The organism is Prevotella conceptionensis 9403948 (genome assembly GCF_000312305.1).
Lineage (GTDB): Bacteria > Bacteroidota > Bacteroidia > Bacteroidales > Bacteroidaceae > Prevotella > Prevotella conceptionensis.
The window spans coordinates 248,104-262,116 of sequence record NZ_HE999443.1 but is presented as its reverse complement, the minus strand read 5'-3'; the positions used below and the strand labels follow the sequence as shown (position 1 = coordinate 262,116).

General features: G+C 47.6%; 7 protein-coding genes. 5 read left to right on the top strand and 2 right to left on the bottom strand.

Annotated elements, in window-relative coordinates:
• Window positions 1-1,894: SusC/RagA family TonB-linked outer membrane protein (locus tag BN93_RS00890; protein ID WP_044259505.1), on the bottom strand; the 1,894-nt coding region annotated here is incomplete at its 3' end.
• A gap of 953 nt (window positions 1,895-2,847) precedes the next feature.
• Here BN93_RS00890 and BN93_RS00885 point away from each other — a divergent pair.
• Both BN93_RS00885 and BN93_RS00880 read left to right on the top strand, forming a co-directional pair.
• Window positions 2,848-4,284, top strand: a complete 1,437-nt coding sequence (locus BN93_RS00885) for a lipopolysaccharide biosynthesis protein (protein ID WP_019186464.1) — start codon at window positions 2,848-2,850, stop codon at window positions 4,282-4,284.
• 75 nt (window positions 4,285-4,359) lie between these two features.
• On the top strand, window positions 4,360-5,607 hold the full coding sequence (locus BN93_RS00880) for an esterase (RefSeq protein ID WP_316928598.1): 1,248 nt from the start codon (window positions 4,360-4,362) through the stop codon (window positions 5,605-5,607).
• Between the two features lie 175 nt (window positions 5,608-5,782).
• Here the strand turns inward: BN93_RS00880 and BN93_RS00875 are convergent, their stop codons facing one another.
• Complete coding sequence (locus BN93_RS00875; RefSeq protein ID WP_019186462.1) at window positions 5,783-7,114, bottom strand: ATP-binding protein; 1,332 nt, start codon at window positions 7,112-7,114, stop codon at window positions 5,783-5,785.
• 427 nt (window positions 7,115-7,541) lie between these two features.
• Between BN93_RS00875 and BN93_RS00870 the strand changes: the two genes are divergently transcribed.
• From BN93_RS00870 to BN93_RS00860, 3 genes are all read left to right on the top strand, one after another.
• Entirely contained in the window at window positions 7,542-8,213 is a 672-nt protein-coding gene (locus BN93_RS00870; protein WP_019186461.1) for a hypothetical protein, read from the top strand.
• A gap of 2,138 nt (window positions 8,214-10,351) precedes the next feature.
• On the top strand, window positions 10,352-13,456 hold the full coding sequence (locus tag BN93_RS00865; RefSeq protein ID WP_019186458.1) for a SusC/RagA family TonB-linked outer membrane protein: 3,105 nt from the start codon (window positions 10,352-10,354) through the stop codon (window positions 13,454-13,456).
• Between the two features lie 13 nt (window positions 13,457-13,469).
• A partial coding sequence (locus tag BN93_RS00860; protein WP_044259333.1) for a RagB/SusD family nutrient uptake outer membrane protein occupies window positions 13,470-14,013 on the top strand: 544 nt, incomplete at its 3' end.

The following is a 14,013-nucleotide window of genomic DNA, read 5'->3' as shown; positions in this document are numbered from 1 at the left end:
TGCTGGTTCCGAGCAAAGTAGAGAAGAAGTCGATGCGGCCCGTTGCATCGGCAAAGAGGAAGTTGCGGTAGCCCACTTCAACCTTGGCGTAGAACGATTGCGTTTGCGTGTGCAAGTTGGCATGTGCCGTGCTGCTCTCGGTGGGCGACATGTTGGAGGGGTGGAAGAAGTTGGGCACGCGTGCCAAGTTACCTTCAAAGGTTTTGCTGGTATAGCGTTCGTCAAAGTAACTCCCACCGATGTTGGCCAAAAGGCGTATCTCGTCGTTGGCAAACTGCTTGTCGATGTTCACCAGGAAGTCGAGATAGGTAGACGTATTCTTGTCGTCTTGCGTCATCCAGTTACCTGCGGGCTTAGAGAAAAGTCCGTCGGTAGAGGCGTAAAGCTTGCGTTCGAAGTCGGTATAAGCGTTGTCCATGCGCGCCCTACCCAGTATGTTGAGCCAAGAGGTGATGTTCCAACGCGCCGAGAAACTGGCGATGAAACGCTCGCGATTGGTTTCAAACTTGTTTCTGTTTACAATCCAGAAGGGGTTTTGCATGCCCAATCCCAGGTTTCCATAAGGCCAGTTCTGCGTTTTGAAGTTGCGCACGGCGTTGTACATTTCGTAAACGGCATAGCGCTTGAAGTCGTCGCTGGGTGGGAACAGGTAAGTAGGTACCAAGGGATTGTAGAACATGCCCTGCCCAATGCCATTGCGGGTGTTCTGCTTAACGTAAAGCAGACTGAAATCGAGCTGCAACACGTCCTTAATCACGTCCCACGAGTTGCGGAAAGTAAAGTTGTAGCGGTTGTATCGGTTGTTGGGAACGATGCCGCCCGCATTAACTGCACCCACCGAAACATGGGTTTGGCTGGTTTCGCTACCCGTAGACAAGGCCACAGAGTTGGAAACATTGAAGCCCGTATTAAAGAAATCGAGCGGATTATAGCTCGACGGGCGCTCCATTTTCTCGCCCCAACTGGCAAATTCGCCGTCTTTTCGGCCGTAGGTGTTTTGGAACTGCGGCGTAACGAAGGGTCGGGTGAAGGTGGTGCTGTTGGAGAAAGACACCTTGGGACGTCCCACCGCGCCCTTCTTCGTGGTGATAAGGATAACGCCATTGGCGCCGCGATTGCCATAAAGGGCGGCAGCCGACGCACCCGTCAGCACCGACATGCTTTCGATGTCGTCGGGGTTGATGTTCGAAATGCCGTCGCCGTCGGCCACTTCCACCGACTCGTAGAAGTTGTCGCTTTGCTTGGTGCGAAGTCCTTGCATGGGAATGCCGTCGAGAACATAAAGCGCGTTGTTCTCTCCGAACAGCGATTTGGTTCCACGCATCACCACGCGCGACGAGCCTCCCACGCCCGACGAACTCTGATTAATGGTAACGCCGGCTATCTTTCCGGCCAAGGCGTTCACAAAGTTAGCGTCTCTAACGCGCGTAACTTCGCTCCCTTTCAGGTCTTGCACGTTGTAGGTAAGTGCCTTTGCTTCGCGCTTTATGCCCAGTGCAGTCACCACCACTTCGTTCAATAGTTTCTTGTCTTCTTCCAAAACGATGGTCATGGGCATGTTGGTGTTGGCCGTCAACGTTTGTGTGGCGTATCCCACATACGAAATTTCGATGGTTTCTCCATCGCCAACTTGCATCGAGAAGTGTCCGTCGATGTCTGTTATCGTACCTCCCTTGCCGCCTTTGCTGCGTACGCTAACGCCAACAAGCGGTTCGCCGTTGGCGTCGGTAACGGTTCCTGTAACCGTTTTGCGCGTGCTTTGCTGCAAAGATGTTGCGTTAGGCTGCGTGTTGCTTGTGCCGGCCATAGCCCATGCCACAGGCGAAAGGGCCAACCAAGCCACCAATACCGCCCTATTTGCCAAGGGCGGCAATGCGTAATAGTGTTTTAGCATCTTCTTTGTGTTTGTTATATAAATGTTGATCGTTATACCTATTTGGCTTTTAGCAGATTTTGCGTGCAAAGATATAACAATAAATTGGTCCGACAAACAAAAGCAACGAACACGAAATGCGGCCGCGCTTACAGGTTGAAAGCGCCGTGCAAAGGTTTGCGCACATGTTAGAAGGGCTGCTTGTCAAAGCACAAGCAATATGAAACACAAAACAAAGAACAACGAACAAAAAGAAAATTACATCTTTTTCTGCATGCTTGTACACGTTATGAGAACACGCGCCACAAGCTCCCGAATGGTAGAACGCCACCCAAGCCCCAAACCTCCACAGCGACTTCAAGCCCCATCCAACGGCCGAACATAGTTATATTGCGTGCTTTTCTTTCCACTTTTAAAAGCCCATTCGGCCACAAATGCCAAACCAATGGGCACAAAAAAAGGGATTCCGCTGAATCCCAACCTTTTGTTAACCTTAAATCTAATACCATGAAAAACACATTGCAAAGTTAGGCATTTATTTTATAACTTGCAAGTTTTTGGGCGATTATTTTTGAAAAACGTGAGCTTTTTGGCCTAAATCAAACAAATTATCTTCCTGAAAGTAAGATTGAATGTGCACCTTACGGTGCAGATTGGATGTGCAAGTTTCTGCACAACAAAAGGCCTGTTCGCCGTTCCTTGCAGCCCATTGCGTGCAACGATTTCGGCCGCCCCACCCTAATACTTGCCGCTTTTCTTTGTGGTTTTCGCAACAAGTGGTAATTTTGCAGGCAGCGAAAGCGTGAAAGGTAAAGGCAAAAGCTTTGGCTTAGCAAGCTAGGAAACTAGACAACAAAAACTAGATCGCCAGGAAACTAGGAAACTAGATAACTAGGAACCAGGTAAATCTAGAAAATCTAGAATAACTAGGATAACTAGAAAACCTAGAAAACCTAGCCCACCTAGATAACATTATGGAATCATTAAAAGAGAAAACAGCCAAGGGTTTATTTTGGGGTGCACTCAACAACGTGATGCTCCAAGTGATAGGCGTGACGATGGGTATCGTGATGGGACGATTGCTCAACGCCACCGACTATGGCATGATGGCCATGATAAGCATCTTTGCATTGGTGGCCAACGACCTGCAAAACAGCGGGTTCAAGGCCGCGCTGAACAACATCAAGCAACCTCAACACCGCGACTACAACTCCGTTTTCTGGTTTAACATCGCTATGGGGGCAGGCCTTTACGTGCTACTTTTCTTCCTTGCCCCACTCATCGCCAGCTATTACCACACCCCCGAACTCATTCCGCTGTGCCGTTATGCCTTCTTATCCCTCATCTTTTCCAGTTTCGGAACAGCCCAATCGGCCTATCTCGCCAAGAACATCATGGCCAAACAAGTGGCCAAAGCCAACCTCACCGGCACCCTCGTGTCTAGTTCTGTGGCCGTTTGGATGGCTTGCAACGGTTACGGTTATTGGGCATTCGCCACACAAACCAACCTTTACGTACTCATCAACACCCTACTTTATTGGCATTACTCGCATTGGCGACCCACATTCACCATCGATTGGCAACCCGTTAGGCACATGTTCAAGTTCAGCAGTAAGCTGTTGTTCTCCTCGATACTCACCAACATCAACAACAACATCATGAACTTGTTGCTCGGCCACTATTATTCGGCATCCGCCACAGGTGCCTACAACCAGGCCTACCAATGGCATTCAAAGGCTTTTTTCTTAATACAAGGCATGCTTACACAGGTGGCGCAACCCGTATTGGTAGACGTTGGCGACGAACGCGAACGGCAATTGCGCATACTTAGAAAGATGATGCGGCTGGCGGCCTTGCTCTCCTTCCCCTTGCTTTTCGGTTTGGGCATGGTTGCACACGAGTTTATCACCGTGGCCATCACCGAGAAGAGGGCGCGAAGTGCAGAACACATGCAACTGCTTTGCATCAGCGGTGCCTTCATCCCTTTATCGTTCTTGCTTTCCAATTTAGTAATAAGCAAGGGCCGTTCGTCTGTTTACCTTTACGTAAACCTCGGCTTGGGCGTTACGCAAGTGGCGGCCATGCTCTCGCTCTATCCCTTCGGCATCAAGTGGATGATATGCGCCCTTGTTATGCTCAACATCATTTGTTTTGGCGTTTGGGGACTTTTTGCCCGCCGTTTGGCCGACTACAAACTCCGCTTATTGGCTCTCGACACGTTGCCTTTCGCCCTCGCCGCCCTCGGTGTTATGGCCTTAACATGGTTCGCCACCCAAATAATCACCCCGCTGCCCTTGCTGCTTGCCGTGCGCATTGTCGTTGCAGGCCTGCTATATCTGGGCATCATGAAGTTGGCCAACGTAGATGTGTTCAACGAAATGGTGGCCTTTGTTAGGCGAAAAAAGATGTAAGGCCGCGCCAAAAACGATGACGATGCCAAGCGATTACACAAAGAAACAATACACCATAATTAATAAAGAAACAACATGCGGACGAATAAAAAAACGATGTTACTGGCCCTACTAACCCTCATGGCATGGGTAAACGGCATGGCGCAAGAGCAGCTTTCACCCCCCTCGCAAGTGCTCTCGCCCGTGATAAACGCCGACGGCAGCGTCACTTTCAACCTCTTTGCCCCACAAGCAAAGGCCGTTAGCGTTAGCGGCGACTTCCTGCCCAAGCAAGACACGCAAGGAACGAAGACCGAAAACCAAATTACTAAGCACGCACCATTGCAGAAGAACGAGCAAGGCGTATGGACTTACACCACGCCGCCCCTTGCCCCCGAACTATACGCCTACGCCTTCGACGTAGACGGACTGCGAATAACCGACCCGACCAACGTGTACACCAGTCGCGACATTGCCACACTGAGCAGTATCTTCATCATATCCAACAAACAAGGCGACAAAGGCCACATGTACAGCGTTAACGAAGTGCCGCACGGCAACTTATCCAAAGTTTGGTATCGCAGCGATGCTTTGGGAATGAGCCGCCGCATGACCATCTACACCCCAGCAGGCTACGAACAGGGCAAGGCTTACCCCGTGTTATACCTGCTACACGGTGCGGGCGGCGACGAAAACGCATGGAGCGAGCTAGGGCGAGCCGCGCAAATAATGGACAACCTTATCGCCACAGGCAAGGCCAAACCCATGATTGTGGTGATGCCCAACGGCAACCCCAACTGTCAGGCGGCCCCCGGCGAGTGGTCGTTTGGTATGTATAGGCCTTCGTTCATGGGCGAAACAGGGCCTAAAACCGCCTCGGCAGTGAGCATGGAAGAGAGTTTTATGGACATCGTAAAATACGTTGACAGCCACTACAAAACCATCAAAAACCGCGACGGGCGTGCCGTTTGCGGACTTTCAATGGGTGGTGGCCACACCTTTGGCATAAGCAGGCTGTACCCCACCACCTTCCACTACTACGGACTTTTCTCTGCCGCCATCTATACAGGCAGACACATCAACCCCTTGGGTGCTCCGCTGTACGCCAAAATGTGTACCGACAAAGCTTTTCAGGCACAGATGCAGCGGCTGTTTGCAAGCAAGCCCAAACTTTTTTGGATTGCCATTGGCAACACCGACTTCCTTTATCAGATGAATGTAGACCTTCGCCACTTCCTCGACGACAACCATTACCCATATCAATATGTGGAAACCGACGGCGGACATATATGGCGCAATTGGCGAATTTACCTTACAATGTTTGCGCAAAAGCTGTTTAAATAGTGTGAAGTTGCGGTATGTAGGGGCCACAAACGGCCTCATTCCCCTACCCCTCCTTGCTTTAAAGACAGCTAGGAACGACACAAGGAACAACGATTAAACCCTAGTGGGGAGCGTTTAGAACACGCCCAAAGAAAGGCATTACACCGTTAAAAACAGCCCCAAACAAGTTGCATAATTACAAAAGAAACGTCATATACACAGGCAACAACAGCGCTTTTCCATCGCGTTTCAAATCTTTTGTATAGATAAGGTACCGCTTGTCTACCACATGAGAGAACTTCTCACAAAACACATCCAGCGAAACGTGACTGTTATAGCCCGAAGACTTAACTTCTATGGGATGCAATTTCGTTCCTCGCGAAAGTAGGAAATCAACCTCATAGTTGTGCGTGGCATCTTTTGCCCATGTGTAATAAAACAGCTTATTGCCCGAAGTGGCAAGCATTTGGGCAACAACATTTTCATAAACAAAACCCAGATTGGTGCTAAGTTTGTCGTTCAACAACTTCTGATAAATAACATTCTCGGTGTTACTTTTATCCCAAAAGGCAAGCGTAACAAACAAACCCGTGTCTGCACAGAATATCTTGAACCGCGAAAGGTTTTTTGTTAGCGACATGCCCACATTGGGTTCGTTCGAGTGATGCGAGATAAGCACAGTTTTACTGTCTTCCAAATTTCTCATTAAATCCGTCAGTTTGTCCCCATCCACCTTACCAAGCACAGAATACGGCCTATATCTGCCGCTGGCTTTGCTTAGCTGTGAGGGTATCTCCATAAACAGCGTTTCCAAACGTCCTGTTGGGTCTAACTTCTGAAAATCAGCCTGATAAATATTGATAATGCCCCGTTTCACATGGTCTACCAAGGCAAAATTATTCGTTTCAAGATAGGTTTCAACGGCTTGGGGCATACCGCCAATGAGCATATAAAGCCTAAAATCGCGCATCTTGTCACGATGAGCCTTATCCAAAGGCAGCCTTTTCTCGTAAAAAGTACGTAGCAATGGCACGGTCGCATCATCGCCCAAAGCCCATCGAAACTCCTCATAATCCATAGGATAAAGCGTAACACGCTCTTCTTCGCTGGGCAAAGTGATGTTTTTTGTGCTCTTCTTTACACTGATAAGCGAACCCGTTTCAATATAATCGTAACGGCCATCTTTAACCAAATACTTGATGGATTGACGAGCAAGGGGGCAGTTTTGCACCTCGTCGAAGACAATAACCGACCGCCTTTCTTTCAATACAACATTGTAGATGGCTTGAAGCTGCAAGAAGAGAAAGTCCTTATCCATAATATTACTGAACAAAGACTTCACCTCATCAGACGCCTCGTTAAAGTCGATAAGTATGTACGACTCGTACTCGTTCTTAGCAAACTGTTCAACAAGCGTTGATTTCCCCACTCGCCGAGCGCCCTCTATCAAAATGGCCGACTTGCCATTCTGAACACGTTTCCATTCTAGAAGTCGTTCATACAACTTGCGTTTGAAAATTCGTTTCATTGCCCACCACCTGTATTTTACTTCACAAATTTAGCCTATATTTTTGATTTACCAAAATGTTTTGAGGCAAAAACCCGAAAAACACCGAAATGTTTTGAGGCAAAAACCCGAAAAGCACCGAAATGTTTTGGGGCAACAGATTGGCAAGATGTGGTGCAATGCGGCTTTATTGGTGGCTTTACAAGAACTTGGGAGAGCTACAGCCCATTTAAAAACAAGGAATTGAAACCCACCCTCGCACGTATATAATAAGGTGTAAGGCTTTGGGCTTGGAAGATTATACTCAAAAACAGCTCGTGAAATAAATTTAGGAAGCCATTCCGCATGCGCAAAATATTGTTAAGTTCATTGTCTTTTCATTCTTTACCGTTGTCAATCCGCTACTTATTCCGTACCTTCACACCCAGATAGACACTGCTAATTTATTATGGACAAAAAAGAAATCGTTACAAAAATAATTGAAGTAGTAAAGCCTCATCTTGAAGAATTAGGTTTTAGCTTAAAGCGTTCGAATTGCTTTGAGAAAAAGAAGAACGGCAGTTTATATATTTATGAGATTGACGTTGCCCAAACAAGTTCCCGCTATTCGCTACACCTAAAATTGAGGTTACAGAACAAAGGCATTGCAGACGGCGTTAATAGCGTGCTTAAAAATGTTCTAACAGACCCACGAATGAAATACCCTAACAATTTCACGGCAAAGACAATCGCAGAAATTCTGAAAGCAAGAACCTCGAATAAAGATGTTTATGGGCTTACCGATTGGAGGTTCTTTAAGAACAAAGAGCAGTCGTTGGAAGATTTCAACAATCAATTTTCTATTTGGTTCTCTGTGTTTGAGAACATAGAAGACAAGGAGAACTGGGAATTTCAACTCATCGAAAGTGTAGGCTATGCCCAAAAGTGGTTTGATTTAGTTGATAACGACGCGTATTTGATAGAACATACCGATAACGTTGCAATGGTGTTACTGAAAAGAAGAAACGATGTCTACCGATTAAAAAACAAATACGAAGAGATTTATAATAGGGAAAAATCGCAAAACAGAGACACGACAGAGTTAAAACTGTTTTACGAACATCTTCTGCTAGAACATTAAAGGTTTGGCTTACTAACGCTTACAACCAAAGCAAAGGCGGGTTTGGGGTAACAAAGAACATCATTATCGACGGGTGTATGAGGTAAACGCCATTCTAATAGTTATTTGTAGCCCACCAACCACTAAGTGATAGTTGCACAAAAGGTGTTAACCACTTCGTCGTTTAATTTAAAACGAAACCTATCTATCCCTTATTCATCCATAAATACAACTCATAAATCCACGTACTTAACAACTCATGAAATCACAAACGCATGAACTGAACAATTTATAAACCCATAAACCCGCTGCCCTAATAACCCACAAACTCAATAACTTAGAAACTCACAAAGTCAACAACTCATAAACTTACAATCTTATAAACTTAAAAACTTAAAAATATTTTTACAAAACGCACCCTTATCCCCACCCCATTCTAGCGAGAAAAAGGCATCAAAAGCAAGGTTTTAGGGGTATTTTTCAGCTTTACGCGCGCTCGTTTTTGTCCTTTTTTGAGTATTCTCCCTGCATTTTGCACCATTTTGCCTTTCTAGTTGGTGTCCAGCTCGCAATTTTTTCGGTCCCAAAAACCTGCATTTAAGTACTAAAAACCCACATTTTAATGGGTACTTTGCCCTTTTCAGCCATGTGTTTCATGGCTGGCGAAGGTTATGTTTATACCATAGCGGTGTATTTTTATGCTTTTCGGCTCGCATTTAGCGGCACTTTGCACTGCATTTAGCACCATTTTACCATGCGTTTAGCGGCATTTTACCTTGCATTTAGCACCAAAACGCACTGCGTTTAGCGGCATATTGCAGTGCGTTTTGCTGCAAAACGCAGTGTATTTTGCTGCAAATAGCCCAAAAACTGATGCAAATGGCTGTTCCATTAAATAAAAATTCATTTTGCCTGCATCTACAACAACGCCCTTTTAGCACCGAAACAAACCCTCGCGAGAATCGATTTTTTGCGGCAAGGCGAGCGATTGGTGGATAAAAAGGGCACTCATAATGTTAAAAACAACGCCGAAAACTTTACACACGGTAAGATATAATCGCTATAGGCCTATGTTTTTCCAAACTTTTATGCCAGGTTCTAAAAACTGCGTTGCCTTTATTGTATGGCTAGTTTGTAGCCGAGCTGTTATGGCTTAGTTCTTGAAGGAACATCGCGCACGATGCCACTGAAAGAGCAATGGCAAGATGCCGAACAAAAATAAAAAAGCCAGTGAAGGGCGATACAAGGAACAACAATTGAACCTTAGTGGGGATTTTCTAGGCCCTGCCTTATCGAAACCTTTTCGTTTTTTCGCATAGCAGCACCCAATAATTTAGCCCCTGCACAGCCTTCTCTAACCCTGATACAACATCAGAAAACAGCCTTATTTTATAATCTATATCAATAAATAAGGCCATAAAATGTGTTTTTAGAGTATTTATTGTACGTTTTTGAACAAATCATTACTTTTGCATAGCATTTCAGAGATGAAGGTTGTATCATTAAACTAGCGGGGGCGATGGGTGGTTGTTTGATTGCTTGTTCGCATTCCTTCCATTTTACACTCGCACTACAACAATTAGACAATCAATCTCTTTGAAAACACCCCGTCTATCCCCCTGGGCCGATGGCTGAACGCATGCGTTCAACGTTGACTTTTGGGGGATAGTCATGTATGTAGGTTGCGAACATTTAGCTGGCAAGTGGGCTAGGGTTTCTAGGTTTTCTAGTTATACTAGGCTTTCTAGTTATTCTAGGTTTCCTAGTTATTCTAGGCTTTCTAGGCATCCTAGTTATTTAGCTACATTAGGCCTGCTAGTTCATCGGTGGGGCGCAGCCATCTTTTCACCCTTTCACCTTTTCACCCTTAAAGGCGCAGCCATCTTTTCACCTTTTCACCTTTTCACTCTTTCACCTTTATAAGTCTTTCTCTTACAAAAATGTTTCATGAACGATTTTTGCAAGCATTTGAACGATTATTGCATGCCTTTTACACGCGGTTGCACTAAATTTGCCAACGCAGAAGATGGGGAGAAAGCGCAACGGAATTGACATAAATCAATTATTCTTCAGAGCCGCATCAGACGATGAACAGACGCGCTGAGCCACACCTATAAGCAACAATCCTACATTTATAAAACCTAATTACGCAACAAGAAATGAAGCAGCTACGAACTCTTCTTATCATCGCGATGGCTATTTTCGTATGCGCCCTTGCCCATGCGCAAGGCGTAAACGTTAGTGGAAAGGTTACTTCGGCCACCGACGGCGAACCCATCACGGGCGCATCCGTTGTGGAGAAAGGAACCACACGCGGAACTGTCACCGACATCGACGGCAATTTTAAACTCGAAGTGAACAGCGGGGCAACGCTGGTTATATCCTACTTGGGGTTTAAAACCATTGAAGTGAAGGCCACGCCAAGCATGAACATCGCATTGGAAGAAAATGCCAAGAGCCTGAACGAAGTGGTGGTGACAGGTTATACCACCCAACGCAAGGCCGACTTAACGGGTGCCGTGTCGGTGGTTAACATAGACGACCTGGCCAAACAAAACGAAAACAACCCCATCAAAGCCTTGCAAGGACGTGTGCCGGGCATGAACATCACCGCAGATGGCGCACCTTCGGGACAAGCCACGGTGCGTATTCGCGGTGTGGGTACGCTTAACGACAACGACCCGCTGTATATTATAGATGGTGTTCCCACGAAGGCGGGCATGCACGAGCTGAACGGTAACGACATAGAAAGCATACAGGTGCTTAAAGATGCGGCATCGGCCAGCATCTACGGAAGTCGTGCCGCCAACGGCGTTATCATCATCACCACCAAGCGAGGCAAGAGTGGGCGCATACGTGTAGACCTAGACGCCTCCATCTCGGCCGCCACTTACGTACACAAGCTTGATGTGCTTAATGCCAAGGAGTATGGCCAGGTGATGTGGCAAGCCTACGTTAACGATGGCATGGACCCCAACACCAATGGTTTGGGCTATCATTTCAATTGGGGATACGATGCGCAAGGCCTGCCCACATTGCAGGGAATGAGCATGAAGAAGTATCTAGACGTAGCCGGAAAAACACCTGCGGCAGACACCGACTGGTTTAACGAAACCACGCGCACGGGTATTGTGCAGCAATATAACGTGGCAGTGAGCAATGGTTCAGAGAAAGGCAGTTCGTATTTCTCTCTGGGATATTACAACAATCAGGGCATTATCAAGCAAAGCGACTTCAACCGTTTCTCGGCCCGAATGAACACCGAATATAAGCTTATCGGCAAATTACTCACCGTTGGCGAGCATTTCACGCTAAACCGTACATCCGAAGTGCAGGCTCCTGGCGGTTTCCTCTCCAACGTTTTGCAGTTCAACCCCTCGCTACCTGTGCGTACAACAGATGGTAATTGGGGCGGACCTGTGGGCGGTTATCCCGATCGTTACAACCCCGTAGCCGTGTTAGAGCGCAACAAAGACAACCGTTACACCTACTGGCGCATGTTCGGCGACGCCTACATCAACCTAAACCCCTTCAAAAACTTCAACCTGCGTTCCACGTTCGGTTTGGATTACAGTCAAAAGATGCAGCGTTTCTTTACCTATCCCGTTACCGAAGGCAACGTGGCTAAGAGCACCAACGCCGTTGAACCCAAACAAGAACACTGGACAAAATGGATGTGGAACGCCGTGGCTACCTACAACGTGGAGAGCGGAAGGCACCGCGCCGACGCCATGGCAGGTATGGAGCTTAATCGCCAAGACGACGTTTACTTCTCGGCTTATAAGGAAGGGTTCCTCATTCTCTCGCCCGATTACATGTGGCCAAGCGCAGGCGTGGGCACAGCACAAAGTCGTGGCGGCGGTTCGGGTTACTCGCTGGTGTCGTTCTTTGGCAAACTCAACTATAATTACGATGACCGCTATATGGCATCGCTCACCCTTCGCCACGACGGTTCATCGCGTTTCGGCAAAAACAACCGCTACGCCACCTTCCCCGCACTATCGCTTGGTTGGCGTATCAACCGCGAAAGCTTTCTCAATCGTGCCTCGTGGATAGACGATCTGAAACTGCGTGCCTCGTGGGAACAAACGGGCAACCAAGAAATATCCAACATCGCACGCTACACCGTGTATGTTAGCAACTACGGCGTGAACGAAAACGGCGGTCAAAGCTATGGCACATCCTACGACATTGCAGGCACCAACGGCGGTCGCACACTCGATTCGGGCTTTAAGCGCGACCAAATAGGAAACGACAACATTAAATGGGAAACCACCACGCAAACCAACTTGGGTGCCGACTTCTCGTTCTTCAACGCCACACTCTACGGAAGTGTAGACTGGTACTATAAAAAAACGCGCGACATACTTGTGCAAATGGTCGGCATTGCCGCCATGGGCGAAGGCAGCACGCAATGGATTAACGCCGGAGAGATGGAAAACCGCGGCGTGGAACTGAACTTAGGCTATCGCAACAACACCGCTTTTGGCCTTAAATACGACCTAGCCGCCAACCTATCGACCTATCGCAACAAGATAACTAAGCTTCCAGAAACCGTGGCAGCTAACGGAACGTTCGGCGGAAACGGCGTAAAGAGCGTCATTGGGCATCCTATGGGCGCGCAAGTGGGCTATGTGGCCGACGGCATTTTTAAGAGTCAGGCCGAAGTAGACAACCATGCGCAACAGCAAGGAGCGGCCCCTGGCCGAATTAGATACCGCGACTTGGACGGCGACAACAAGATAACCGAGGCCGACCAAACGTGGATTTACTCGCCCGTGCCCAAGTTCAGCTATGGCCTTAACGTCTACTTAGAGTACAAAGGCGTAGACCTCACCATGTTTTGGCAAGGCGTTCAGGGTGTAGACATCATCTCAGACTTGAAGAAAGAAACCGACCTTTGGGCCGGTCTGAACATCGGTTTCTTGAACAAAGGCCGTCGTTTGCTGGGCGCATGGAGCGCATCCAACCCCTCAAGCGACATTCCCGCCCTGTCGTTATCCGACAATGCCAACGAGAAACGCGTGTCGAGCTACTGGGTTGAGAATGGTTCGTACCTCAAACTACGCACCCTACAGCTAGGTTATAACCTGCCCCAGGCCGTGGTTAAGAAACTCATGATGGAACGCCTGCGCCTTTATGTAAGCGCGCAAAACCTGCTCACCATCAAGAGCAGCAGCTTTACGGGCGTTGATCCGGAGAACCCCAACTTTGGTTATCCCATCCCCTTGAACCTTACTTTCGGCCTAAACGTCACTTTCTAAACGTTCAATCACAATGAAAAAAGCAACCATCATATTAGCCCTTTGCGCCATGCTGGCATCTAGTTGTAGCGACTTTTTGGGCGAACAGAAACCACAGGGCACGCTAAACAACGACCAAGTGAAAGATGCCCGCTACGTGGACAAGCTGGTTATATCGGCCTATGCCATCTGGATTTCGGCCGAAGACATCAACTCATCGTTCTCGATGTGGAACTTCGACGTACGTTCTGACGATGCCTATAAGGGTGGAAACGGCACGAGCGACGGCGATGTGTTCCACCAACTGGAAGTGTCGCAAGGCATACTTACCACTAACTGGAACATCAGCGACATGTGGCAACGGCTGTACAACGGCATATCGCGTGTAAATACCGCCATCGAGCTGCTGCAACAAACCGATGCAGCCAACTATCCACTGAAAGAACAGCGCCTGGCAGAAATGAAATTTCTACGCGCCTACGGTCATTTCTTGCTCAAAAGGCTATACAAATTCATCCCCTTTGTAGTAGATCCAAGTCTGACGAGCGAACAATACAACAACCTTTCGAACCGCCAAT